The sequence below is a fragment of the Leucothrix mucor DSM 2157 genome (genome assembly GCF_000419525.1).
GTDB classification, from domain to species: Bacteria; Pseudomonadota; Gammaproteobacteria; order Thiotrichales; family Thiotrichaceae; genus Leucothrix; species Leucothrix mucor.
In genome coordinates this window covers 2,472,183-2,498,412 of the sequence record NZ_ATTE01000001.1, presented here as the reverse complement: position 1 = coordinate 2,498,412, position 26,230 = coordinate 2,472,183, and the positions used below count along the sequence as shown (strand labels likewise).

24 protein-coding genes are annotated in these 26,230 nt (G+C 47.8%); 12 read left to right on the top strand and 12 right to left on the bottom strand.

Going from position 1 to position 26,230, the window contains the following annotated elements:
* Positions 1 to 2: 2 nt before the first annotated feature.
* The gene (locus LEUMU_RS25705; RefSeq protein WP_022952360.1) at positions 3 to 602 is read left to right on the top strand and encodes an MlaC/ttg2D family ABC transporter substrate-binding protein; all 600 of its coding nucleotides are present in this window, start codon (positions 3 to 5) and stop codon (positions 600 to 602) included.
* Positions 603 to 608: 6 nt separating this feature from the next.
* Entirely contained in the window at positions 609 to 932 is a 324-nt protein-coding gene (locus LEUMU_RS0111120) for an STAS domain-containing protein (protein WP_022952359.1), read from the top strand.
* 68 nt (positions 933 to 1,000) lie between these two features.
* On the opposite strand, the gene LEUMU_RS0111115 is transcribed toward LEUMU_RS0111120, so the two are convergent.
* Entirely contained in the window at positions 1,001 to 1,516 is a 516-nt protein-coding gene (locus LEUMU_RS0111115) for a SixA phosphatase family protein (RefSeq protein WP_022952358.1), read from the bottom strand.
* Positions 1,517 to 1,628: 112 nt separating this feature from the next.
* Between LEUMU_RS0111115 and LEUMU_RS0111110 the strand changes: the two genes are divergently transcribed.
* From LEUMU_RS0111110 to LEUMU_RS0111100, 3 genes are all read left to right on the top strand, one after another.
* Positions 1,629 to 1,910 carry an HNH endonuclease gene (locus LEUMU_RS0111110; RefSeq protein WP_022952357.1) on the top strand — a complete coding sequence of 94 codons (282 nt, stop codon included), beginning with the start codon at positions 1,629 to 1,631 and terminating at the stop codon, positions 1,908 to 1,910.
* A 366-nt stretch (positions 1,911 to 2,276) separates the two neighbouring features.
* Positions 2,277 to 3,905 carry a copper amine oxidase gene (locus LEUMU_RS0111105; protein WP_084708089.1) on the top strand — a complete coding sequence of 543 codons (1,629 nt, stop codon included), beginning with the start codon at positions 2,277 to 2,279 and terminating at the stop codon, positions 3,903 to 3,905.
* Positions 3,906 to 3,973: 68 nt separating this feature from the next.
* Positions 3,974 to 5,149, top strand: a complete 1,176-nt coding sequence (locus LEUMU_RS0111100) for a multidrug effflux MFS transporter (protein WP_022952355.1) — start codon at positions 3,974 to 3,976, stop codon at positions 5,147 to 5,149.
* Between the two features lie 14 nt (positions 5,150 to 5,163).
* Here the strand turns inward: LEUMU_RS0111100 and LEUMU_RS28025 are convergent, their stop codons facing one another.
* Positions 5,164 to 5,697, bottom strand: coding sequence for a TIGR02444 family protein (locus tag LEUMU_RS28025; protein ID WP_022952354.1), 534 nt, complete (start codon positions 5,695 to 5,697; stop codon positions 5,164 to 5,166).
* Positions 5,698 to 5,816: 119 nt separating this feature from the next.
* On the opposite strand from LEUMU_RS28025, the gene LEUMU_RS0111090 reads away from it, so the two are divergent.
* A complete protein-coding gene (locus LEUMU_RS0111090; protein ID WP_022952353.1) occupies positions 5,817 to 6,854 on the top strand; it encodes an endonuclease/exonuclease/phosphatase family protein in 1,038 nt (345 codons plus the stop codon).
* 86 nt (positions 6,855 to 6,940) lie between these two features.
* Here LEUMU_RS0111090 and LEUMU_RS0111085 read toward each other — a convergent pair whose 3' ends face one another.
* The 6 genes from LEUMU_RS0111085 to purH form a co-directional block, all read right to left on the bottom strand.
* Positions 6,941 to 7,678: a sialate O-acetylesterase gene (locus LEUMU_RS0111085; protein ID WP_022952352.1), complete on the bottom strand. Its 738-nt coding sequence runs from the start codon at positions 7,676 to 7,678 to the stop codon at positions 6,941 to 6,943.
* A 123-nt stretch (positions 7,679 to 7,801) separates the two neighbouring features.
* A complete protein-coding gene (locus LEUMU_RS0111080) occupies positions 7,802 to 8,650 on the bottom strand; it encodes a DMT family transporter (RefSeq protein WP_022952351.1) in 849 nt (282 codons plus the stop codon).
* Between the two features lie 11 nt (positions 8,651 to 8,661).
* A complete protein-coding gene (leuE, locus tag LEUMU_RS0111075; protein ID WP_022952350.1) occupies positions 8,662 to 9,330 on the bottom strand; it encodes a leucine efflux protein LeuE in 669 nt (222 codons plus the stop codon).
* A 69-nt stretch (positions 9,331 to 9,399) separates the two neighbouring features.
* Entirely contained in the window at positions 9,400 to 10,740 is a 1,341-nt protein-coding gene (locus tag LEUMU_RS0111070; protein WP_022952349.1) for a sigma-54-dependent transcriptional regulator, read from the bottom strand.
* Positions 10,733 to 12,502: an ATP-binding protein gene (locus LEUMU_RS0111065; protein ID WP_022952348.1), complete on the bottom strand. Its 1,770-nt coding sequence runs from the start codon at positions 12,500 to 12,502 to the stop codon at positions 10,733 to 10,735. Before LEUMU_RS0111065 ends, LEUMU_RS0111070 begins: the two co-directional genes overlap by 8 nt.
* A 74-nt stretch (positions 12,503 to 12,576) precedes the next feature.
* On the bottom strand, positions 12,577 to 14,151 hold the full coding sequence (gene purH, locus LEUMU_RS0111060; RefSeq protein WP_022952347.1) for a bifunctional phosphoribosylaminoimidazolecarboxamide formyltransferase/IMP cyclohydrolase: 1,575 nt from the start codon (positions 14,149 to 14,151) through the stop codon (positions 12,577 to 12,579).
* A gap of 251 nt (positions 14,152 to 14,402) precedes the next feature.
* On the opposite strand from purH, the gene LEUMU_RS28020 reads away from it, so the two are divergent.
* The 5 genes from LEUMU_RS28020 to LEUMU_RS25685 all read left to right on the top strand — a co-directional run bounded on the left by LEUMU_RS28020 (position 14,403) and on the right by LEUMU_RS25685 (position 20,727).
* A complete protein-coding gene (locus LEUMU_RS28020; protein ID WP_022952346.1) occupies positions 14,403 to 15,074 on the top strand; it encodes a hypothetical protein in 672 nt (223 codons plus the stop codon).
* A gap of 14 nt (positions 15,075 to 15,088) precedes the next feature.
* Entirely contained in the window at positions 15,089 to 16,267 is a 1,179-nt protein-coding gene (locus tag LEUMU_RS0111050) for a copper amine oxidase (protein WP_022952345.1), read from the top strand.
* A 39-nt stretch (positions 16,268 to 16,306) separates the two neighbouring features.
* Positions 16,307 to 18,616: an Ig-like domain-containing protein gene (locus tag LEUMU_RS0111045; protein ID WP_084708087.1), complete on the top strand. Its 2,310-nt coding sequence runs from the start codon at positions 16,307 to 16,309 to the stop codon at positions 18,614 to 18,616.
* A gap of 156 nt (positions 18,617 to 18,772) precedes the next feature.
* The gene (locus tag LEUMU_RS28015) at positions 18,773 to 19,273 is read left to right on the top strand and encodes a FixH family protein (protein WP_022952343.1); all 501 of its coding nucleotides are present in this window, start codon (positions 18,773 to 18,775) and stop codon (positions 19,271 to 19,273) included.
* Entirely contained in the window at positions 19,273 to 20,727 is a 1,455-nt protein-coding gene (locus tag LEUMU_RS25685) for a cytochrome-c peroxidase (protein ID WP_022952342.1), read from the top strand. Before LEUMU_RS28015 ends, LEUMU_RS25685 begins: the two co-directional genes overlap by 1 nt.
* A gap of 36 nt (positions 20,728 to 20,763) precedes the next feature.
* On the opposite strand, the gene LEUMU_RS0111030 is transcribed toward LEUMU_RS25685, so the two are convergent.
* From LEUMU_RS0111030 to LEUMU_RS0111015, 4 genes are all read right to left on the bottom strand, one after another.
* A complete protein-coding gene (locus LEUMU_RS0111030) occupies positions 20,764 to 21,678 on the bottom strand; it encodes a pseudouridine-5'-phosphate glycosidase (protein ID WP_022952341.1) in 915 nt (304 codons plus the stop codon).
* Complete coding sequence (locus LEUMU_RS0111025; RefSeq protein WP_022952340.1) at positions 21,672 to 22,763, bottom strand: PfkB family carbohydrate kinase; 1,092 nt, start codon at positions 22,761 to 22,763, stop codon at positions 21,672 to 21,674. The genes LEUMU_RS0111030 and LEUMU_RS0111025 overlap by 7 nt, the downstream gene beginning before the upstream one ends.
* Positions 22,764 to 22,926: 163 nt before the next feature.
* Positions 22,927 to 24,246: an exodeoxyribonuclease VII large subunit gene (gene xseA, locus LEUMU_RS0111020; protein WP_245570698.1), complete on the bottom strand. Its 1,320-nt coding sequence runs from the start codon at positions 24,244 to 24,246 to the stop codon at positions 22,927 to 22,929.
* A gap of 111 nt (positions 24,247 to 24,357) precedes the next feature.
* The gene (locus LEUMU_RS0111015; RefSeq protein ID WP_022952338.1) at positions 24,358 to 24,633 is read right to left on the bottom strand and encodes a hypothetical protein; all 276 of its coding nucleotides are present in this window, start codon (positions 24,631 to 24,633) and stop codon (positions 24,358 to 24,360) included.
* A gap of 133 nt (positions 24,634 to 24,766) precedes the next feature.
* Here LEUMU_RS0111015 and guaB point away from each other — a divergent pair, with 133 nt between their 5' ends.
* Positions 24,767 to 26,227 (top strand): IMP dehydrogenase, encoded by a 1,461-nt coding sequence (gene guaB / locus LEUMU_RS0111010; RefSeq protein ID WP_022952337.1) that lies wholly within the window; start codon positions 24,767 to 24,769, stop codon positions 26,225 to 26,227.
* The last annotated feature ends 3 nt before the right edge of the window (positions 26,228 to 26,230 follow it).

The window sequence follows — 26,230 nt, the reverse complement described above, 5'->3', positions numbered from 1 at the left end:
GTATGAAGCGAGCGAATTCTTGGCTAATGGGGCTATTTTTAATACTGACAATGAGCGTTGTATCTGCGACACCTCAGTCAGATGCTGAAGCGCAAGTAGTGGCAGTTAATAGCCGCATATTCCAGATTTTAAAGCAAAATAAACCTCAGTTGGCGGCAAATCCAGCTTCGATTACTGCATTGGTTGAGCGGGAAATCATTCCCTTTGTTGATTTTGATGCGATGAGCAAACTGACCTTGGGTAAGCATTGGAGAACCGCAACGCCATCGCAACGCACTCGCTTTGGTAATGCCTATAAAACCATGCTGATTCGCACCTATGCATCGCGCATGTTGGATTATGCTGGTGCTAATATCAGCGTGATTCGTTCCATTGAGAAGAAGCCGGGTTATGTTTCGGTGTATACCAATATTCAGCCGGTTGGATTCCCTGCTGAAAATGCGACTTTTGATGCAAGACTCGTAAGTGGTAGCTGGAAAGCTTATAACGTCACGCTGAAGGGGATTGATTTGATTACAAATTTCCGGACTAACTTCACTCGTGATATTAGTGCATCGGGCATTGAAGCCTTGATCAAAAGGCTTGAAAGTACTGGAGCCTGATTATAAATGTTAACCATTAACACCACCCCTGAAAGCAACCAACTGCTGTTAGCTGGGCAGATGCTGTATGAAAATGCGACTGAGAGTTTGCAGGTTGGTGAGCAATCACTGTCTGCTGTCTCTGGAGATGTGACGCTGGACTTTAGCGAGCTGGAACGTTTGGATACGGCGGGTGTAGCGGTGTTATTGGCTTGGTTACGAGGCTGCAAGCAGCGTAATCAAAAGATGATTTTGATTGGACTGCCACAGCAGGCAAGGGCGCTTATTGCCTGCTGTGGTTTAGATTCTTTATTATTTCCTGAGCCAGGTGTAGCTGGCTCCTTGGCATAGCGTTTCCAGCAATTAAACTACTGGCTGCCAATCAATATTACTCGACTGGTGATCAAGTTTTAGATTAATCAGGCAGGATTTTTGGGAGGTTTATCAAAACCAATCAACGTTGCACACTCCGGCATTGCCTCGCTCCAATGCTCGATATTCAAGCGTAGTTCAACCAACGCACAAGTGGGTAGTGGCGGCATTTTCTGCTGACTTAGCACATTCACCAAATCCGAAAAGCCAGGGTTATGACCCACGATCATTACACAATCCTTGGTGTCACTAATCTCCTGAATCTGATAAAGCAGCGCATTAACGGTCGCCTCGTAAATCCTCGGGTCCGTTTTCAATTTCACTTTTTCCGGCAGCAATTCCAACATAAAATTTGCGGTTGTTAGTGCGCGATTAGCCGGACTACTAATAACTTTTTGGGGCAGGGTGGTTTTTTTAGATAGAACCTCTGCGATTTGTGGCGCCTGCTCATAGCCACGCCTGTTTAACGGGCGTTCAAAGTCACTCAGTTGATGATCATTCCAGCTGGATTTTGCATGCCGCAGAATGAAAAGTGTCTTGTATGAGGATGTTTTTTTAGACATAAAAAGTGAATATCCTACAAATTATTTCAGATTTCAGGAAGTGTATGGTATAAATTGTCCCACAAAAAGTCTGCGAGGGATGTCGATATTAACAGGTAGAGGATACCGAGACATGCAGACCAAGAAAGAACAGCAGCGATTGCTTAATTGTACCAAACGAAACGAGATCACGGGTTGTTTAATATGGACTCGCCACGTTTCAGTCGATGGTTACGGGCGAACCATGGTAAAAGACGAAACCGGAAAAGCTTATATGGACACGGCACATCGTGCGGCATATCGGGCATTTTTTGGTAGCATTCCTCAAGGGCGCACAGTTGCCCAAGGGTGCGGTTTACCATTATGTATCAACCCGGAACATCTTAAACTCGTGGAAGAGGAAGCCTTCTCTTAAACGACTTTCCTAAAATCACTCCACCAAGCTAGTGGCATTTATTGCAGTAGCTAGGTGGTGTTCGATTCAAACTTACCAATATTTAATCTCAGAATCGATGAGCTGCACTATACTAATTTAGTAGATTAAGTGCTCATGTGCTTCTTTCACTCCCTAAACCTAGTTAACTGAGTGAACGCTTACGCAGTGTTGTAGCGAGATATAAGTCGCTCACAGGGCTGCGTTTTTTTATGGTGGTTTAATCAGCGACCAGCTTGCCGACTATCAGTAAACGCATTCCCTTAATCCTTCCTGAACGTTACATTCCTGAGCAAGCACTCGACAATCATAGACACGATAACCCGGTTGGGAAACACCGTGACCACTATGATTAAACGACTACTAACAATTTCTGTATTTTTACTTTCCGCTCTTTCTGGCGCGCAAGCGATGGCTGCTGAGTTTTGTGGCGATGAGTATTATATTAATCAAACGCTGCCAAATGGTTCTAAGTGGGATATGTGTTGGACCTATGATGCGAATCAGGGGGTTCGGTATCACCATGTGTTCTTCCAGGCGCCGGATCAAGAGCGTCGAATGGTGCTCTATGATGCCTCAATCGCAGAAATTCATGTGCCGTATGATGACAATGGTGCGCGCTACCACGATGTTTCTGACTTTGGGCTGGGTGGCGATAACCTTCTGAATATTGCAGCCTCTGAGTGTGTGGGTGGTACCCGGGCTTACCATAATGGCCAGGCCAAGCTCTGCAAGCAGATACTTAAGGATGGTTCGGCTTATCGCAGCAGTGATAATCGGGATGATCTGCATTATATGAAGCTGTTCAGTGTGTCTAAGGTTGGCGAATACATCTATATGCCAGAGTGGGCATTTTACTCCGATGGCCGCATGCAGCCAAGAATGGTGGCAACGGGTGCGTTACAGCGCTTTGGTACCAGTGGTAATGAGCAGCATGGTTGGTTGATGGCCAACAATACAATCGGCTTATCGCACATGCATAACTTTTTCTGGCGTTTAGATTTTGATCTGGATGGCACTGGCGATAATGATGTTTTTCAGGAGCTGAATTACGGTGCTTCAGGTGGCAAGCGCTATGCGACCGTTAACCAGTTTACGACTGAAACAGCTCGCTCTGTGAACCCTCAAACCATGCGATCATGGTTGGTTAAAGATGGCAATACGACAAACAGTAAAGGTCATGCCATTGCTTATGAAATTCGTTTATCAGAAGCAGGTCAGCGCGAAGTTGGGCCTGATTATGAGCCATTTACCCATAACGACATCTATCTGACTAAAGCGCATGACTGTGAGCGCATTGCTTCACATAACACCCGCATCTTTAGTTGTGACACGGATAATCTAAGTGAATACGTTAACGGTGAATCACTTGAAGGTCAGGATTTAGTGAGCTGGGTTGCGGTATCGTTCTATCACATGCCGCGCTCTGAAGATGCGCCACAGATGGATGCGCACGTGTCCAAGTTTGATCTGATTCCTCGCGATTGGCATGCTACTAATCCAGTATTGGATTACACGCCACCGGTGGAGTTACGTTTAACGGCAGTGGATGACTATGCGACCACCTATGAGTCGACTTCAGTTGATATTGCAGTGATGTCTAATGACACGGGTTCCGGGCTGTATCTGAATACTTTGGATAATCCAGCCAATGGCACCTCCGCGAATGTGAATAATAAGATTCGCTATACGCCGGATGCCGGCTTTACTGGAACTGATGTGTTTTGGTACAGCATTAAAGACAGCAGCGGCAATGTGTATGGCGCGAAGATTCATGTGACGGTCAATGAGGGGAGTGATCCGGGTACTGGCGGTGGCAGTGGTGGCAATAACGGAAGTGTTAGCTCTGGTGGTGGCGGTGGTGCTATGAGTATCCCTGTATTGTTGTTGATGTTACTGGGAAGCGTGCTAGTGATCAGCTCACGCACCCGACGCCGCTTTAGTGTGCTTCGTGTTCAACAGAGATCACAGCGCTAAATTAGCAAGTGACTATTCTCCGTAAAAGTGGATAATTCCCAGTCTCCTGATTTACCGGCGCTGGGACTATGAACATTGTACCGTTTCCACCGATCTGGCTATTGGCAACCATTGCCTTAGCCAGTCCGTTTGCCATGAATGTGTTCAATCCCGCCATGCCTGATGTGGTGCGTGCTTTTGGCTCCAGTATTGATACTGTGCAGCTGACTATGACCTTATACCTCTTCACCCTTGGCATTTCACAATTGATGAGTGGCGCCTTGGCAGACCGCTATGGGCGGCGACCGCTAATGCTTTGGGGAATGGTTATCCACTTGTTTGGTTGCCTACTGGCAGCCTTTGCCCCGACCATTGAAATGCTAATTTTAGGGCGAGTTTTGCAAGCGCTGGGTGGGGGCGCGACACTAGTATTAGTCAGAACCATGATCCTCGATGCACATGGACGCGATGAAGCAGGGCGCTTGCTCAGTTTTATTTTCATGTCGATTGCCATTGCGCAAACGATTGCTCCCACCATTGGCGGATACCTCAATCATTACTTTGATTGGCGCTCAATTTTCTATTTTTCCTTTGTATTAAATCTTGGCATTGCACTGCTGATGTTTCGTCAGCTTCAGGAAACCAGCGTTACTTTGGATAAAACGCCGTTTAGTTTTCGGGCCTTGGCTCTTCAGTACTTGTCTGTATTGAATGGCCGTGCCTATATTGGCTACGCGTTGACGGGTGCATTAATCTCCTGTGCGTATCTGGGCTTCGCTTCGATAATGCCGTACATCTTTGTGGATCAGTTCGGTGGCACTTCGGCAGAGTACGGTAATTGGTTTTTGGTGGTTTCCTTAGGCTTTTTCTTTGGCAGCATGCTGGCCTCACGCATCACGGTGCGCTTTGGGGTAGATCGTATGATCACCATGGGAATGAGTTTAGCCTTGCTGGCAATTAGCGTATTGATGTTGGTAATGTTTAGCGGAAACCTAATGGCAGCGATGATCTTCTTCCCAATGGGGTTGCTGACCTTTGGGCGTGGTTTAGTTCAACCCAATGCGCAGTCTGGGGCTGTGAGTAGCACTGAAATGTCGCGCGGTACGGCATCCGGCATGATGGGTTTTATGCAATTAATGCTAGCCAGCGGAGTGACTCAATTGATGCCAATATTGCTAGGGTTTGGAATTATTTATGTGTTTATCGCCATGGTGATTTTATTGCTGATGGCGGCGATATCACATCGAGTTGCACTGGCTAGCTAAAGCGCTCTAAATATTCACGACTCAAGTCGAGCTGAAAACTGCTGCATCAGCACAGTGATCGCGGGGTTATCAATAGCTAAGCCCAAGCTGTCGGCATAGTGCTTAAAGTTAGAAGCTGCAATATCCAACTTTACCTCTGACAGCTTCGATGCTGAGGCGGGAGGCGTGATAAAGCTCAAGGTCTCCAAAAACTCCTGCTCAAGCTTCTCCGTATTTAGCTCCAGCTGTTTAATCTGTTCACGTAAGCGCGCTTGAACGTCAGATTTAATGGGTGAAATCGGTTGTTTAAGTGTTTTTCGTAGTTTTCTTAATGGCTGAATAACCGTTTCTCGCCAAGCACGAACTTCTTCATCAATATTGCTGACTTCCTGCGCCGTTAGCGCTTGTCCCCGATTTGCCTGAAACAGGATAAATAACACAAAGTTTACATCTGCACCGTGTTCATCCTGCAGTTCAAGGCAGGCGTTTTGCACGGCTGGCAGCGCGTAAAAGCTGAGAGAGAAGTCCCAAAATGATTGGGCGATGAGTACGTCAGGTGAGTTTGGCATATTGGCTACTGTCATCCTTGATTAGCGCTTGGTAGTCCTTTTTCTAAGATTAATCCAATAAACTCATCTATAAAATAGCTTAGGCGCAACAAATTACTCGAATCAATCAGGAGAGACTGATGGCACGCAGAACAACATTCTCAATGGCGAGTTTCAATTTGTACAACATCAACCTGCCTGGCTTGCCGGTTTATCGCGATACTGATGGTTGGGATCAGGCATCGTATGATAAGAAAGTCGCTTGGAGTGCTGCCCAATTAATTGATATGCCTGCCGATGTATGGGGCTTTCAGGAGTTGTGGCATGAGCAAGCGCTGGTGGATGTGTTTTCCAAAGCCGATTTGCAGGATGAATACGAACTTTTAGTGCCGGAGAATCAGTTAGGGCAGCGAATCGTGTGCGGCGCTGCTGTACGAAAAGCTATATTGGTCGATGAGCCAGAGTGGATTGAGCACTTTCCTGAAAAATTTCGCCTAATGAGTGGCGGTGGCGATGCGCAAACATCAGAAATCTCGGTGGCTATCGATAAGTTCTCTCGCCCAGTGCTGCACTTCAAAGTTCGACCTCGCGCGAATGGCAAACCCATTTCTATTTATGTTGCCCATTTCAAATCGAAAGCGCCCACACCGTTGTATTTTGAGCAATGGTATAAGGATGACAGGGATTATTATGCGAAACACAGTAGCGCCTTGGGCGCAGCTATTTCAACAATTCGGCGTACTACCGAAGCAACTGCTCTGCGCATGATACTGACTGAAGAAATGAAAGAGAATGATAACCCCGTCGTGGTGTTGGGTGATTTGAATGATAGTCAGTCCAGCAATACCTTGAATATTCTCACCGGCCAGCCAAACTATTTGCTCAGTGGTTTATCGGTCGGAGGTAGTGATACCGCCCTGTACACCGTCGGCATGTTGCAGCAATACCGTAGCTTGCGCGATGTGTATTACACGCATATTTACAGAAACTCCCGAGAGTCGCTGGACCATATTTTGGTCTCACAGGAGTTTTACGATAACTCTAAAAAGCGGGAATGGGCATTTAAGGGAATGGATTTGCATAATGACCATTTGAATAGTGATGATCATAAACAAACAGGCACATCTGACCATGGCATTGTGCGCGCGAACTTCGAATATCGCCCCATTAAACAATAAAATAATTGATGTTTAATTTGAGGCGATGATCTCATGATAGCCAGATAGCCAGATAGCCAGATAGCCAGATAGCCAGCAGCTAGGGCTTAGCGTGCCCGCTTAATGTATTCGAGGGCAAAGCGCTTACCCAACTCCATCTGCCCAATTGCACTGTAGTGAATATGATCATAAATCTTACCCAAGCCTTGCGCAGGTGTTAGATAAGTATTCGGAATTTGTGAGCGCACTTTGCGTTGATTATCCTGCACTAATTTCACCATTGGGAAATCTTTCCCCGTTGGATCAACCTCACCCATAATAAACAAACTAGCAGGCGATTTAAGATCACGTCGTAAGCTGCGAATAAACAGTCCTAAGCGACCGGCATATTGCGAGGCGCGGGTTTTGTTTAAGGCATCACTTTCACCCTGCATCCAGAACACAGCTTCGATCTTTGGATCTTTTTGCTTAATCGAAAAGCCTAGCTGACGCAGCATGCCTTTGTATAAAGGTTGACCTGGCATCCATTGCTCGATATGGCTGCCGGTGGCGGCAAATTTGATAATGATGTGATGGTCTTGCGGGAAGGCGCGAGCTACCTGATGGGCAAAGCTTACTTCAGGGCCGAAGTAAGAAAACTGCGCCAATTTACGTGGGCGTCCCTGATAATAAAAAGTGACATTGCTTGGCGTTTTCCGATAGGTCGGGGGCAAGCGATAGGTTTTTGCCAAGCCCATCATATTAGACTGGCCTGCCATTAAATAGATGCGATCAGCAGCCAATGCAGTGCCGGAAAATACGCTACTCAGTAGTAACAGCGCGGCTATCATAAATCCTGATTTCATGGCTTAAATCCCTTTTAGCCTGATAAAGCACGCTACCCTAACACTAATGAAGTCGGACTGACAATCATTCAACATTAACTCCGGGAGAGGTTGGTAACCGGATAATATTTGTTGATGAGCCGCTCAACTTTGCTTGATACGTAACACTAAGACGCCAAGCACAGTCATCACGACGGCAAACACTTTTTGCCAGCCAAGGCGTTCTTTTAATAGCAGGGTTCCTAGCAACATTGCGAAAATAATGCTGGTTTCGCGAACCGCTGTCACTAGGGCAATTGGGGCCATGGTAAATGCCCAGACGACTAATGAATAAGCACTGAAAGAAGCCCCACCTCCCATTAAGCTCAGCCCAGCATGTTGAGTGATTAGTCTTGTCATTAAGCCGGGTGATTTTAGGCGGATATATATAAACCAGACCGTGGCGTTGACCAGTGAGCCAAAGGCGTAATAACCGACCGCCGTACCTGCCACTCGTGCGCCCAAGCCATCAGTGATCGAATAGCCACTGATAAAACAGCCGGTAATCAGTGCTAGGGAAATGCTTTTTATATCGATGCCGGTATTCACCGCGCGTACCATAACCAGACTGATAATGCCCAAACCAATCAGTGCAATTGCTGCGAACTGCATGCCACTTAATACAACGCCAAGCACCATCACTGAAATCAGCGTGACTAGTAAGGGTGCGACACCGCGAGCTAAGGGATACACCTGACTCAGATCGCCAAAGCGATAGGCATTTAATAAAAACCATTGATAGCCGGTGTGGAAAGCGGTGCTAGCCAATAGATAAGGCCAAGTCTCCCAAGTAGGGAGTGGCACGATAAATAGGGCGATGACCGCAAACGGCACATGCCCCATTACTACTGCGCTCATGCTCAGCAGTTTATCATCGGCCTGCTTCACCAAAAAATTCCAGCTGGCATGCAGTAGGGCGGCTAACAATACCAGCAGGGTAATGGTGAGAGACATTTAACTAGTGATTAGGCGAGTGCTGAGGCGGTGGCAAGCTTGGCCGCGAAGCCCAGAAATGCTGCACCTGTTCCACCAGCAGAGGCGGCAGATAAACGTTTGCGTTTACGAAATGCACTGGCCAAGCGGCTACCAGCATAAATCAAGGTCGCTAAATAAAGCACACTGAACAGCTGCAAGGTAATCGCCAAAATTAAGAATGGCACAATCGGTTGATCGTAAGCCGGATCAACAAATTGCAAAAAGAAGGACAAGAAAAACAGAATCGCTTTAGGGTTGAGTAAGCTCACCAGTAGCGCTTTACCAAACGGTGCTTTATTGGATAGCTTTTCATTCATTGGCTGCTCCATGACCGAGGCAAGGCTTCGATCGCGCGGCCAGGTTTTATACGCCGAATAAATTAAGCGACCACCGATATAGGCCAAGTACAAAGCACCGGCATATTGCACAATATTAAACAACAAGGGGTTGGCTGTTAGCAGTGTGACAGCACCCGCAGCCGTCGCCAGCATTAGAATAGAGTCGCCTAAAAAGACGCCCATCGCCGCCATCCAGCCTGCTTTAACGCCACGCTGCGCCGAGAGCGCCAGTACGTAAATAGAGTTAGGGCCGGGCAGTAATACGATCAGAATCGTCCCGATGACATAGGTCAGGTAATTGATAACACCGAATTGTTCCATGAGTGACAAGCTAAATTTAATGGTAAAGCGCCACTATCTGCCATCATTGTTGAAAATGCAAACCCTGATTTATGGGATAAAATTCAGGCGATTCAGATCGTATTTGAGTAATTTTTCATTGAGTGTGCGGCGTGGAATATTCAGGCTTTCACAGACATTATTAATATTGCCTTCGTGTTCAATCAGCGCTTGTTTGATTAGCGTCTTTTCGAACTTCTCCACATGTTGCCGGAGGTTGCGAGGTTTATTAGCCAGCGCATCGGGCTTGGCGGCGATAATGGTTTTTAGCGTTGTTTCCGAGCGTTGATTAGCTAGCACAAAACGCTCAGCACAATGCTTTAACTCGCGCACATTGCCGGGCCAAGAGTGAGTGTTCAGACTCAGGATATCATCATTGCTAAGTCTGATTTCACGGTGTTGATACTGGCTGGCATAGCGATGGCAGAAGGCATTAAACAATTCTGGAATGTCATCTGGGCGTTCGCGCAGTGGTGGTACTTGAATCACTAAAGCATTAAGCCTGAAATATAAATCCTTACGCAGCTGGTTGCTATTATCGTCGACTGAGAATCTGGCCGGTGCCGTACTAATAAAACGTACATCACGCGCATCCGGCTGCGGGATTAGCATGTGCTCCGACTCGCTCATCACGCTGACCAGTTGGTTTTGGCCGTTGGGCGAAAGCTCAGGTAAATCATCTAAGACTAAGGTGCTGTAATGGGCCATGTGTAGCAGATTGTGTTCGGCAGCGGCATGAGGGTCGAACTGAGACGCCATCGTAATCGCACAATTGCTAGTAATCAGTGTCTGCTCGGCGCGTGGGCTATTGAGGTGAATGAGGGTGGCCAGCAGGCTTTTCCCCACACCGGTCTCACCCATAATTAGAATCGGGCTGTCGGTCTGGCTGTAATCAATCACTTGTTCGCGGATTGCCTGCATGGCGCTACTTTGGCCAATCAGGTGTTGGTCTAGTTCCAGCAGCTGGCCGATCTGTTGCCGTAGTCGGGTATTTTTGAGTTGCAGGTCACGGCTTTGCGCGGCGCGTTCTACTTTTTCCAGCAAACGAGCGGGGTCAAATGGCTTTTCCAGAAAATCATAAGCGCCCAATTGCATAGCCTGTACAGCGGTTGGAATGTCGCCATAGGCTGTCATTAGGATAAACGGCGGTGGGTTGTCCTGCTGGCTAAGCGCTTCCAATACGGCTAAGCCACTCATGCCCGGCATCTGTAAATCGCACACAATCACACCAGCAAATGGCGTGCTGAGTTGTTCCAGCATGGTTTGGCCACTGGCAAAGCTGCTGACTTGCACGCCGCACTGGCCAAAATAATCACTGAGGGAATCCCGTAAATCAAAGTCGTCATCGACAATAATTAACGAGACGGCATTCGCTGAATTAGTCTTAATCATGCGCTAATGGTACTGCGACAAGGAAGCGAGAGCCACCGGAATCACGATTTTCGGCGGTGAGTGTGCCCCCAACCTCTGCAATAATATTGCTGGAAATCGCCAGTCCCAAGCCCATTCCAATGCCAGAAGGCTTGGTGGTATAAAACGGCTCAAAAAGCTGTTTGATGGTTTCTGCTGATAAGCCGGTGCCCGTATCGCTAACGCTGAGCAGTGCTTTGCCTTGTTCGCTGGATACAGTGATATTGAGGTGTTTGGTATCGCTATCTTCCATGGCATCAATGGCGTTGCGAATTAGATTAATCAGTACCTGTTCCATGCGCACTTCGCCAGCCATGATCTCAATATTATGCTCGGGAACGGTGACTTTTAGATCCACCCCAGCGGCATCAATGGCTGGGCACGTGACATTCAGCGCGCCATTAATCGTGTCTTGCAGTTTAATTCGATGCACGACTTTATCGCCACTGCGGGCAAAATAACGCAGCTGATGCGTCACGCTGGTCATCCGCTCGACCAGTGAGATCAATTTTTGGAGCGTTTTCTCGGCGACCGCATCCTGATTTCTGGCTGAGCCTAATTGCAAGGTGGCGATATAAGTACGCATGGCGGATAAGGGTTGGCCTAGCTCATGAGTGATAGAGGCGGAGAGTTGCCCCATGGCACGTAGCTTACTGGTTCGCCGTAAATCAATCTGTGCTTTGGTGAGTTCCGCCTCAACTTGTTTGCGCTCAATGATTTCCCGCTCTAGCGACTGATTCAGCTCACGCAGTTGCAGCGACTCGCCTTGGGAGGTTTTGAGTGCGGCGCGGGTATTGATTACCCGAATTCCCAGCATGACCGCAATAATGCCAAGCAGGATGACAATTGCTTTGGTCCAAATGCTAAGAGTTTGCTCGGTGATTTTCCGATGTGGAATCAGGTAGTGCAGAGTCCAGCCATTAAGCCCGACTTCGCTGCCGACTTCGGTGACGGTTCTGACATAGCGTGTGCCATCTAAGTTAATGGTCGAGGCTTGGTCATCGGTAGTTAAATTGAGCGCGGGGAGCTTTTCATCTAAAAATTGCTGCTGAGTTGCAATATTGCTTAGTTGTTCAACGCTTAAAGGGCGCAAGGTTTTGTACAGCCAATTGCTATTGCTGCTGAGTACCACAATGCCATCTTCGTTGGTTACAAAGGCGGTCTCTGCGCCATTACGCCAGCTCTCGGCCAGCGGCAGCAAATCCACTTTAACTACGGCAACGGCTTGTATTTGAGCACTCAAGTCACGAGGGTAGCGTGAAGACACAAAGAATCCCGGTGTTTTAGTGGTTGCGCCAATGCCATAAAAACGACCTTCACCCTGGCTGATTGCATGTTTGAAATAGGGGCGGAAGCTGTAGTTATTATCAATAAAACTGACGGGCGTTTTCCAGTTACTGGAAGCGATGGTTAACCCAGCAGGATTGAGAATATATAAGGTGTCGGAGCCGGAGCGGATTTGCAGTGACAGCAATTGCTCACTTACCAGCTCGGGTTCGGTAATCGCTTGCTCAAATAGCGCAGTATTGCTGCTAAGTATCGCTGGCAGGTAGTCATAGCGACTCAGGGAGGCGAGCAGGGTACTTTTAAAAAAGCGCATGCGCTCATCGCTTTGGGTAATCACGGCGTCAAAGTAATAGCGGTGAATCTGCTGTTGAATCCCGTAGGCCAATAACAGGCAGGTCACTATCAGCGCAGACCAAGCGAGTCTGGAATGGCGTTTGAGCAAGTCAGAAATTATCATGTGTGATCAGAATAAAGGGTTTCCCACAAAAAAGCCGGGAACAAGCCCGGCTTTTTTGCATAAACGGTGGAAGCTTAGTGTCTGAAGTGACGCATGCCAGTAAAGATCATCGCCATGCCAGCAGCATCTGCTGCAGCAATCACTTCTGCATCACGCATTGAGCCACCTGGCTGAATTACGGCTGCAATGCCAGCTTCAGTGGCTGCTTCAATGCCATCTTTGAATGGGAAGAAGGCATCTGATGCCATCACTGAACCCGGAACGGTTAAGCCAGCATGTTCTGCTTTAATGCCCGCGATGCGTGCCGAGTTAATACGGCTCATTTGGCCTGCACCAACACCGACTGTGCGGTTATCTTTGGCATAGACAATGGCATTCGACTTAACGAACTTAGCCACTTTCCATGCAAATAACAGGTCACGCATTTCTTCTTCAGAAGGTGCACGTGCGCTCACGACATTCAGCTCTTGGTACAACAACTGATCGCTGTCCTGAACCAATAAGCCACCGGCAACGCGTTTGTAATCCTGATAGCCAGCGCCTTTTGTAAACTCACCGCAAACCAATAAGCGAACATTTTGCTTAGCTGCAATGATCTCACTCACGCCATCCATTACAGAAGGTGCGATGATCACTTCAGAGAACTGACGGTCAATAATGGCTTGGGCCGTTGCCGTATCTAAAGGCTGGTTGAACGCAATAATGCCACCAAACGCTGACTCAGGGTCTGTTTGGAAAGCTTTGTCATAGGCTTCTAGTAAAGTGTCTGCTTTGGCCACACCACAAGGGTTGGCATGCTTTACGATCACGCAAGCAGGGCTTTCATCAAACTGCTTCACACATTCCAGCGCCGCATCGGTATCTGCAATGTTGTTGTACGACAGCTCTTTACCTTGCAATTGCTTGGCCGAAGCGATGCAGGCTTGGTTGTTATTTGGCTCTACATAAAACGCCGCTTGTTGATGCGGGTTCTCACCGTAACGCATCGTTTGTGCCAGTACTAACTGCGTATTAAAGGTGGTCGCGAAACCTTCTGGCTTGCCGTTTTCAACGATTTTGCCAAGGTAGTTAGCGATCATGCCATCATAACGAGCGGTGTGCTCAAAGGCTTTAACGGCCATTTTGAAACGGCTTTCAGCTTCGATCACGCCACTGTTTTGAGCTAATTGCTCCAGCACACTGCTGTAGTCATTCGGGTCAACTACGATCGCAACGTGTGCATGGTTCTTAGCACTGGCGCGCACCATGGTTGGGCCGCCGATATCAATGTTCTCAATCGCATCTTCTAATGAGCAATCCGGATTGGCTACCGTTGCTTCAAATGGATACAGATTCACCACAATCAAATCAATACCCGGAATGCCGTGTTCCTGCATAACTGCATCATCTTGACCACGACGCGCCAGAATGCCGCCATGAATTTTCGGATGCAGCGTTTTAACACGACCATCCATCATTTCTGGAAAGCCAGTGTAATCAGACACTTCGATGACCGGAATATTTTCCTTAGCTAACAGACTTGCAGTGCCGCCCGTTGAGAGAATTTCGATATCGTGCTGATGCAGCTGACGAGCAAATTCGACAATGCCGGTTTTGTCAGACACGCTGATTAGAGCACGTTTTACTGGGCGGGGTGTCGCTTGAGACATGTGGTAAATCCTTGATACGCGGGTTTATAGATGAGGGAATCAAATAACAAACTTTCTGGGCGCGAGTATCGCATAAGTCCTATGCCCAGTACCATTTTGAAATTCAAATACTAAAGCATAAATCTCTCCCATTGGTCGGTGGCTTCTTCCCATTTATCCATGCTCCGACTTACAAACGACAAGGCTTCGCTTATTAATGACACATAGATTTTAAATAATTGTGAGGCTGAGTCCCCCGGCTCGGAGCGATAATGAAAAATAAACGAATGTTGGCATCGTTGGTCTCTTCGATGTTCCTCGTCACGGCGGCTCACGCCGGCAGCATGGACCCGGTGTCCAGCGCTGAAACTGAAATGGCAAAATCCATTGCGAATCCACCCGTTATTGCTGCGCGCATGGCAACTACTGCTGCTGAGTCTTCTGCTAGCAGTAATCCCGGCGTTGAATTTCTGCGAGTTGAAGCACACCGCTTCGCTAAGTCAGAAGTGAGTGCCGATAAGCGCTGGGCAGATGTGACTTCCTATGATTATGACAGCGATGAGCTGATCACAAAGGTGGTTGATCTGGATACCAATGCTGTGATTTCAACCACTCGCAATAAAGAGATGCAGCCACCATTGGCTAATACAGAGCTGACGCGCGCGATCTCCATTGTGTTTGAAGACCCTGAAGAGCTGAGTATTTTGCAGGCCGAGTATCTGCGCATTACTGGCGGCCAGCTCAGCACCATTGATCAGCTGCAATACAAAGCCTTTACCTTTTTTGCCGATAGCATGCCGGGTGTGGTGAATGAAGCCAGCACCGTGTGTGGCGCGCAGCGTTGTGCGCAGTTGGTGCTGTATACCCATGACAATCTGGTGTTTGAAGTGAGTCCTATTGTGAATTTGTCTGCCGGCGTTGTTTCTCAACGTATGGGTTACTAAGCGAGGTTTTAAGCATGCGTTGTATCGTAAAAGCCATCTTGCCGATTGTGGCAATCCTAGTTTTATTGAGCCCATTTTCGGCGGCACAAGCTCGTACCGGCAGTTTTTCCTGCCCTAGCGGACAAACTATTCAAAGTACCCTAACCAGTGGCGCAAGCTGGAGCATATGCTGGGAGGCACGTGATCAAGAAGGCGTTGTACTGAGTGATATTCGCTATAAGGCACCGGGGCAAATGCAGCGTCGTGTCTTAGGTGAGATGTCTTTAGCGCAGATTCAGCGTAATTATGATGATGGTGCAGGCCCTGAGTTTTTGGTGACTGCAACAGGTCTAGGTGGCAGTAACTTTATTAATCTGGATAGCACTGAATGCGCGGGCGGTCAGTTGCGTTATTCCGGTGGTAAAGCCGTGTTGTGCCAGACACAGCAAGATAGTGGCTTTATTTACAAGTTTTCTACCAGTAACGCCGTGAGTGGTAAAGCCTTGTCATTAGTGACCGCCTCTCAGTTGGGCAGCTATAGCTATACCGTGCAGTGGTTGTTTAATGAGAATGGCTCGATCGAGCCTAGAGTCGGTTTGAGTGGACACTTGAATCGCACGGGTACGGATACCGCATTTGGCTGGCCCATTCAACAAGATGGCACCACGGGCGTGTCATTTGTCGATAACTATTTCTGGCGTATGGATTTTGATCTGGGCAGTGACGCAAGCAATGATGTGGTTGAGCAAATCACTAGTAGCTTAAGCGCTGACCGCACCCGTCGTAGCAAATCTATTAGTACCGTTACGACTGAGGCTGCCCGTGACTTTAGCCCTGAAGTGAAACGCTTCTGGCGCATCCGTGACGGTTCAGAAACCAATGGCGTTTCGGCTATTTCGTATGAGTTGGTATTGCTGAATTATGACCACCAAGGAACGGGTTCCAATGGTGAGTCGTGGTTACAGAATGACGTGTTCTTTACCCGTTATAAGGCTTGCGAGCGCTTTGCAGCGGACAACGATACCACCAGCGGTTGCGGTTGGGGCGTTGAAAGCTACACCAGCGGTGAAAACATTAATCAAAGTGATGTCGTGGTCTGGAACCGGATTAGCTACCACCACTTACCACGCGATGAAGATGACAATGTAATCGGCATGCGTTGGAGCGGGTTTAAGTTGTTGCCGAGGGATTGGCATAGTCAGAACCCACTATAAGCACCGACCATAATACAAAATAAATAACGGAATTTAGCGATGAAGAGTTTACCCGCTGTGAAAAGGATGTTGCAGTTAATCATGCTTGGCATAGTTGCCTGGGGATTTGTACCATCTTCCCAGGCATTGGCTGCAGAGCACTGTGCTGATAATTATTATATTGATCAGACATTAGCCAGTGGCGCACGGTGGGATATGTGCTGGACGCACAATAATAATCATGGAATTCGCTACCATCACGTGTATTACACACCGGTCGATGGCACACGCCGTATGGTGTTGATGGATGCCGCTGTGGCGCAGATTCATGTGCCTTATGATGATAATGGCGCACGTTATCATGATGTCTCGGACTATGGTCTGGGTGGTGGTTACCTAAGAAGTATTAGCAATGTTGAGTGTCCCGGTGGCCAGTTGCGCCAGTACGGCACTAAAAATGCGGTTTGTACGCAAGTCGTCGAGCAGGGGGCGGCTTATCGCTCCAATGAAACAACGGCTAAAGCCAATGCGCTGAAAGTGTTTAGCATCTCCAAAGTCGGTGCTTACGTTTATATCCCGCAGTGGTTGTTTTTTGATGATGGCAGAATGGAGCCATCAATGGTAGCGACAGGTTCATTGCAGCGTATCAATAATACGTCGATTGAGCCGCATGGATGGTTACTGTCAGCGTTAGCTGGTAATACCTCGCGTATTGGTTTATCTCATATGCACAATTATTTCTGGCGTTTGGATTTTGATCTGAATGGCACAGCAAATAATGATATTGCTTCAGAGATTAACTATGTAGCCGCTAATGGTAAGCGTCAGCGTTCGATGACGACGTTTAGCAATGAAGTCTCTCGCTCTGTATCGCCAACATCACAACGCTCTTGGGTGATCAGTGATGGCAGCCAGCGCAATGACAAAAATCATGCACTTTCTTATGAGATCCGTTTAAGTGAAGCGGGGCATCGTGAGCAAGGGCCTGCTTACGAGCCATTCACTTATAATGATTTTTATGTAACGCGTGCCAATAACTGTGAGCAGATCGCTTCGCATAACCAGCGTATTAATAGTTGCGGCACCGATAGTGTCGATCAGTTTGCGAATAATGAAACGCTATCAGGGCAGGATTTAGTGGCTTGGGTTGGCATCTCTTTTTATCACATGCCGCGCTCTGAGGATTATCCTCGCATGGATGCGCACACTAATAAGTTTGAGATTATTCCACGCGATTGGCATACACAGAACCCACTGAAAACAATCAACACAACACCGCTGGTCGCCAATGAAGATAGTGCAACAACTGCGGCTGGTGTTGCAGTCACCATTGATGTCTTAGCCAATGATACGGGTAGCGGAGTTGTCTTTAATGAACTAAATGATCCCGCAAATGGTTCTGCTGTAATTAGTAATGGCAAGGTGGTGTATACGCCTGATGCTGGTTTTGCTGGTACTGAGATATTTTGGTATTCAGTACGGGATATTAGCGGTGCGTTATTTGGCACTAAAATCACTGTAACGGTGACGGGCGTTAATCTTAATGAATACCCAGTCGCTAATCCGGATAGTGTGACAACTGCGCGTGATACTGGCTTGCAGATTTTACCATTGTCTAATGATACCGGTGCCGGACTGACTATCACGCAGGTTAATAATCCATCGTTTGAAGGTGGCACGGTGACGGTGAGTAATAATCAGGTTAGTTACACACCGCCCGTTGGCTTTGCGGGAACGGATACCTTTTGGTATGCCTTTGAAGATTCTCAAGGTCGTAGTAATAGCGCGCCGGTTACTATTGAAGTAACAGGTGTAGATGTGAGTGCTTATCCGGTTGGTAATCCAGATACGGTTACGGCGTATCAAAATACAGCACTGACTATTGATGTGCTGGCCAATGATACTGGGGCGGGGTTGGTGATCGACTCCAGTAATCCGTATTCACTAAAAGGTGGTTCGGTTGCGATCAGCAATAATAAGCTGCTCTACACACCTGCTCAGGATTATGTTGGCTCGGATAATATCTGGTATGTATTCAAAGATAGTTTAGGGCGTTCGAATAGCTCGGTGGTGAATATTACGGTGGAGGCTTCAGCGCCAGCTTATCCGGTTGCGATTACTGATTCAGCGTCTACCGCACGTAATACTTCACTGACTATCAATGTGCTAGCCAATGATACCGGCGCGGGCTTGAGTATTTCAGAAGTGAATACCAACTCAGTGAATGGAGCGACAGTCAGCATTGTCAATAATCAACTGAACTACGTGCCTTATACCGGCTTTACCGGAAATGACAGTTTTTGGTACGCGATTAGCGATAGCCTAGGTCGTTTAAATGCCGCGCAGGTGAATGTCACGGTTACGCCGTGATCTTTAGAGTAGATCTCTACCTATAGTAAGAATGTTATGTTAAATAATAAAGAGAATGGTTTATTACCATTTCTCTCTTTAAAATCTAAGGCTTGTCTGATGAAGTGTTCAAACGTTATACTTTGGCCAATAATAACTAAAAATAAAGGCACTTATATGGCTAATGTATACATCAGCGCGATCTCGGTAATGCTGTTTATCTTTGTATTATTTGCTGTGGCATCCTGTGATTCTGCGTCTCATAACAACCATGTTGATCATTCAGCGCATAGTGCTCAAATGCCTCAATCTCAAGTTGCATCGACTAAAGCTGTTCCAGTTAGTACCAGTTGGAGTATGAGCCAAGTAGGGCGCTCAGGCTTGTTTAAGGCGAATTTTCATTGTGATGCGATTCCCTCGGTTGGTGATTTTCAATCTTGTGGCTTAACCGTTACTCAAAGTGGCGAGCCAGTGCATGGGGCGAAAATCGCAATTGATGGCGGTATGAAAGCGCATGGGCACGGATTGCCAACGAAGCCGCAGATTAAAAGCACAGCCGCTGCTGGCGAATATCAGATTGAAGGATTGAAGTTTAGTATGCCGGGTGCATGGACAGTTGGTTTTAAAATCGATGCTGCTGATACCTCTGATCAGGTCATTTTTGACTTTACTATCTAATGAAACGGTTGTTGGAAGTAGGTAGCTTGCGAGCGCCTTTAACAGCCGTTGTGCTAGCGGTGATGGGGCTGGCTTTAAGTGCTTGTGATGATAAAGAGCAGGGCTTGGTTTCTGCTGCGAAAATATCTGAGCAATCTGAGCAATCTGAGCAATCTGAGCAATCTGAGCAATCTGAGCAATCTGAGCAGCCGGTTGTGGGATTGGTAGCAAACACTGAAACCGCACAAATTGCAGCTCAAACTAAGCTAATAGCTCCAAAGGCGGGACAAGAAGTAGTTACTCAGGCGGCGGACGGTGAATCTTCTAATACTGGCTTACTTAACTGGAGTGCTGGCGAAAAAGCCTTACTGGATACGCTCTCAATTAAGCATCTCGATAAATTTCGCGTTGATCCAAGCAATAAATACCAAACAAACACCCAAGCTATTAGCCTAGGATCAAAACTATTCTTTGACCCACGCCTTAGCGATAACGGAAAAATTTCCTGCTCGACTTGTCATCAGCCCAATATCGCCTTTAGCGATGGTTTACCTCAAGCCGAGGGAATACGCACTGGCACCCGAAACACACCTTCATTACTTGGCGTATCTCATCAACAATGGCTATTTTGGGATGGCCGCAAAGATAGCGTCTGGTCTCAAGCCTTAGGCCCGCTTGAAAACCCAGATGAGCATAACCTGACGCGTGTCTCATTAATTCATAAGCTATTTGCGATTGATCAGTACCGTGATGATTATGCAGCTATATTCGGCAATCCACCCAGTGCTACAGAGCTTACATCATGGCCAGAAAAAGCAGCCCCAAATGGAAGCCTCGAAAGCCTCAAATTATGGAAGTCGTTAGCCATTAAAGACCGCAAGCGAATTAACCGGATTTTTGCCAATATCGGTAAAACACTGGCAGCTTATGAGTCGACATTAGAGTTTCCAGTTTCGCGCTTCGATCAATTTATTGATCAGCTCAACCAGGTAGCACAAGCTGATACAATGCCAGTACTAAGCACGCGTGAGCAACAAGGTCTAAAGCTTTTTATCGGCAAAGGCGCATGCATTAGCTGTCATTTATCACCGGTGCTATCCAATCAATCCTTCCAAAATATTGGCACAGGCACTCCCGGAAAAGACATGGGACGCTCACAAGTTGCCGAAGCGCAGCGTTGGGATGAATTTAATTGCTTGGGTGAATACAGCGATGCACCGAAAGATGCCTGCAAAGATCTAATATATATGAATAGCAACCGACACGATATGTCGGGGAATTTCAAGGTACCCAGCCTGAGAAATGTGTCGAAAACGGCACCGTATATGCACGATGGCCGTTTTCAATCACTGGCGCCGGTTGTCGCTTATTACGCCAACCCACCTAGTCAGGCGCAGACGGGTCATCACTTACCACCCATTCAGCTAAATGAAACTGAGCAAGCCTTATTGGCGGAGTTTTTAAAAGCCTTGTGATGGCGATTAATGATGACCGTTAGCGCACACGCAGAATTACTTATAAAACTCACAAGCAATCTGTGACGCCAACTTAGCATTGTTAAACACCAGCTGGATATTGGCGGCTAAACTGCTGCCTTCTGTTTTTTCGGCGACTTTTGCTAGTAAGAATGGCGTTGAATCCTTACCTGAAATGCCTTTGTCATCCATCTCAGCAACCGCATCTTTGATAACTTCGTCGATCATGGCCTTATCAAGAGCGTATTGCTCAGGAATCGGATTGGCAATTACCAAACCACCTTTTAATCCAATCTCCCATTTAGCTGCCATCGCATCAGCGATCTGCTTAGGCTCATCAAGGCGATAGTCGACACCAAAATCACTTTCACGCGTATAGAAAGCGGGAAGCATATCCGTTTGATAACCGACTACTGGCACACCTTGAGTTTCTAAATATTCCAAAGTTAAGCCAATATCTAAAATCGATTTAGCACCGGCGCAGATAACCGCCACATCAGTATTGGCCAGCTCTTGTAAGTCAGCTGAGATATCAAACGTCTGCTGAGCGCCGCGATGTACTCCGCCAATGCCGCCGGTTGCAAATACCTTAATGCCTGCCATCGCCGCCAGAATCATGGTGGATGCAACGGTGGTCGCACCATCAACTTTTTGCGCCACAATAAACGGAATATCACGGCGACTGGTTTTAATTACCGCTTGGCCTGCTTTACCTAAATATTCGATTTCTTCATGCGTCATTCCCACTTTCAGGCGGCCATTCAGAATGGCGATTGTCGCAGGCACAGCACCGTTATCACGAACAATCTGTTCAACTTTCAGCGCCGTTTCCACGTTTTGTGGATAGGGCATTCCGTGAGAAATAATGGTCGATTCTAAGGCGACGACTGGACGTCCGGTATCCAGTGCCGCTTTCACTTCAGGGTTGATGTCCAGATACTGGTTTAACATAAAGACTCCTTGATAATTCGATTGACTGAGATTTCAGACATATTGGGATTAATGGTTGCGATATCGGATAGGGCTACGACTGCGGCAGCCATGGCAAATTCGGTTGATTGACGAGTTGACCAGTCTTGGATAAAACCATGTGCCAGCCCAGCCAAAAAGGCATCGCCCGCACCATTGGCATTCACCATTGAAACCGGCATGGCGGGGAGTAGGGCTTGCTCTTGCTGATCGCTGTAAAATACGCCATCCACGCCAAGACTTAAAAAGATCCGTTTAACGCCTTGATCATGAAACCAATTGGCTAGTTCTGGCAATTGCTTGGAATCGGTAATCGTGATTCCTGAGAGTTGCTCGGCTTCTTTGAGGTTTGGTTTAAGGGTATGAATGGCATTGAGGTAGGGCGTGAGTTTAGTCGCCTTGGCGCAAGAAACAGGGTCAACAAACAGGGGAACATCCGCGTAATTACTGAGGATGTACGCTAGCGCGGTTTGCGATAAATTAGCATCAATAATAATGACATCCGCGCGTTGCAACATGGCTTGCTGAGATTTGAGTACATCAACACTCAAGCGCTCTAATATCGCCATGTCGTTAATGGCCACGTGCATATCGCCATCGCCATCCAGAACCGATAGATAGGTTGAGGTCACGCCATCGGCTAATTGCAGCGTGTGTTTCATATCAATGCCAGCGCGCTGACAATGCTCGATAATCTCTTGTCCGTAAGTATCTTTACCAACCGCAGTGGTCAGTCGGGTATCGGTGCCCAATCGAGCGAGGTTTTCGGCGATATTACGACCAACGCCGCCCGGAGAGGTGCTAACACTACCCAGATTAGAATCGCCCACTCTCAAGTTGCCTGCAGGCCTGCCAAGAATGTCCATATTGGCACCGCCAATCACCACGACATAGCGTGCTTCGGCCAAGATATAGCCTTTACCGCGAATCACGCCTTTATTGGTGAGGTTCATAATATGCCCAGCGACAGCGGAGCGGCTAATACCAATCCGGTCAGCGATGTCCTGCTGTGGCATGAGTGGGTCTTGTTTGAGTAATGCTAAGATTTCCAACTCGCGTTCAGTCATTTAAGCGGCCTCATTATTTCAAATAAACAAATGCTTGCTAACCAAACATTTGTTTAAAATAAATGAGTTTTGCAGAAATCGCAATAATAAATGTCGTCGATACTGATTTGCATCGACGAAAAGCTGGGTGTGGAATGAGGCTGTACTAAGAAGGCGTCGCGAGTTATAGCAGGGATTTCTGCTCACTAACCACCGCTTGCAGCTGCCCATCTTCAACCCGAATATTCAGGGCTTGCCCTGGGTGAGCCTGATTGACTCGCTGAATAACCGCACCAGTCTTAGCATCCTGAGTAATACTGTACCCGCGCTGCAAGGTATTGAGTGGGCTTACGCTATTCAGGCGCGCAGCCAATACAGCCAGTTGGGATTGGTGTCCTTGGAATTGCCGTTGCATCAATTGCTGCAAACGTTGCTCCAGCTGAGTCGTTTTTTGTTGACGATTCGCTAATAAACGCTGCGGGGATACTGATTGTAGCTTGGTCTCAAGTTGGCTCAGTCGGGCGGATTGACGCTCCAGCCGTAAACTAACACTCCGCTTCAGTCGTTGCTCCAATTCATCCAGTTTCTGTTGTTGCTGTTGCAATCGGTAAGCAGGGCGTTGGTGGGACAGTTTTTGTTCTTGCAGCTGTAAAGCTTGTTGGCGCGTTTGCAGGTTGCGGCGCATGGCATTGATCAGTCGCACATGGCGCTGCGTGGCTTGCAACCGCAGCTCTTTCATTTCAGGAACGGCTAATTCAGCAGCAACTGAGGGCGTAGCCGCGCGAACATCTGCAACGAAGTCTGAAATCGTAACATCGACTTCATGCCCGACCGCACTAATCACCGGAATTTTGGATTCATGAATTGCCATGACCACATTGCGCTCATTGAAAGACCAGAGATCTTCCATTGAGCCGCCACCGCGCCCAACAATCAATACATCGCAACGCGCTTGTTTATTAGCCAGGCGAATAGCGGTTTCAATTTGCGTAGCCGCGCTGCGCCCTTGGACGGCAACGGGGTAAATATAAATAGGGACCTGTGGAGCCCGACGCTCCAGCACTTGCAGGATATCGCGAATCGCCGCGCCACTCGGAGAGGTAATCACGCCGATGGCTTCCGGCAAAAAAGGCAGTGGCTTTTTATGCTCCTGATCAAATAAACCGCCAGCAGCCAGACTAGCTTTAAGCGCTTCAAATTGGCGCTGCAGCTCACCGGCACCGGCTTCCTCCATGTGCTCGACAACGATCTGAAATTCACCGCGAGGCTCATACAAGCCAATCCGCGCCCGTACCATCACCTGCATGCCGTTTTGTGGCTTCAGGCGTAGCGCCATATTTTTGTTACGGAACATGGCACAGCGTACTTGGGCTTTGCTGTCTTTTAAGGAGAAATAAAAGTGTCCGGAAGCCGGGCGCGAGAAATTGGAAATTTCACCTTCCAGCCATAGCAGGCCGAAGCTTCTCGATAACATCAGTGCTACTTCTGAGTTCAGGTCTGACACGGTCAGTACCGTGCGATTTTGATCAATGATGTTAACGTCTCCCAGCAAAAAGCCGGGGAGAGCCCGGCTTGGTCATATTCATAATTATCAGGTGGTTCTGTCAGGCAAACTTTAGAAAGTCGGGCCTGCTGTTTTAGCCGCTTCTGCCTGAGCCAGTGCACCGGCCGTTTGTGTCATGACCTGTTCAATGAATTCATTCATTTTTTCAGTGTCTTTATTGACCTGCGCTTGCTGGGCATTTTCCAATAATTTATCGGTGTTCAGCCAGTAAAATCCGGACTGTTTTGCGGCTTCAACCGCCGTTGTAGCCTCTTCCAGCGTGGCTGCTGAGGCATTGCTTGCGGCCATGGCGAGTACCAAGCCTGTGGCGATGTGTTTCAGTTTCATCAATTACTCCGCGTTAGAAGCTTATCATTCTATGTCGTGATCTATTGATAGCAGTTTACCCCAGATGCGTCAATGGTTTATAATGAGGCGCTAATTTTGGAAAATACTCGCTCCCAGGTACCTTGGAGGTCTTATGCGAATTCTAGAAGAAGCACTCACTTTTGACGACGTGTTACTCGTCCCCGCACATTCAAACGTGCTGCCTGCTGAGGTAAATCTCGGCACGCTTCTCACGCGCGATATTCGCATGAATATCCCTATGGCTTCGGCCGCTATGGACACCGTTACCGAAGCTAAACTCGCGATTGCATTAGCTCAGGAGGGTGGCTTAGGCATTATTCATAAGAATATGACTATTGAAGCTCAGGCTCGTGCTGTGCTCACCGTGAAGAAGTTCGAAAGCGGCATCATTAAAGATCCTTACACCGTAAAAGCTGATACCACGGTTCGTGAAGTTATCGAGCTGACAGCCAAGCGCCATATTTCTGGTGTACCAGTTATTGCGGGTGATAATGATCTGGTTGGCATCGTGACCAGCCGCGATTTACGTTTTGAAACCAATCATGATCAGCCAGTTAGTGAGATCATGACAGCAAAAGATAAGCTGGTAACGGTGAAAGAAGGTACTGATCGTGAGGACATTCTGCGTTTATTACATCAGCACCGCATTGAAAAAATTCTGGTGGTTGATGACGCGTTTAAATTACGTGGTTTGATTACGGTAAAAGACATTCAGAAATCGACTGACCATCCAAATGCTTGTAAAGATGCCAGCGGTAGCTTGCGTGTTGGCGCAGCAGTGGGTGTGGGTTATGGCACAGAAGATCGTGTCGCTGCATTGGTTGAAGCCGGTGTGGATGTATTGACTGTTGATACGGCGCATGGCCACTCGCAAGGTGTGTTAGATCGTATTCGCTGGGTGAAAGAGAATTATCCACAAGTACAGGTCATCGGCGGCAATATCGCGACTGGCGAAGGCGCATTAGCCTTGGTTGAAGCGGGTGCTGATGCGGTTAAAGTCGGTATCGGTCCGGGATCAATCTGTACGACTCGTGTTGTTGCGGGGGTTGGCGTTCCACAGATCACGGCGATTATGAACGTAGCCAAGGCTTTAGAAGGCACTGGCGTTCCGTTGATTGCCGATGGTGGTATTCGTTACTCTGGCGATGTGGCTAAGGCCATTGCTGCTGGTGCGCATTCAGTCATGCTGGGTAGTATGCTGGCAGGAACCGATGAAGCGCCGGGTGAAGTGATTCTGTATCAAGGCCGCTCTTACAAGTCATACCGTGGTATGGGCTCGTTGGGTGCAATGGCTAAAGGCTCTAGCGACCGTTATTTCCAGGAATCTGAAAATGCGGTGGATAAGCTGGTTCCTGAAGGGATTGAAGGCATGGTGGGGCACAAAGGTCCATTGGCTAATATCATTCACCAAATCAATGGTGGCGTACGCTCAAGTATGGGTTACCTCGGTTGTGCCACGCTGGATGAGATGCGGGTTAAGCCTAAGTTTGTTCGTATCACCGGTGCGGGTATGAAGGAATCTCACACGCACGATGTGACGATCACCAAAGAAGCCCCTAACTACCACAGCTAATTG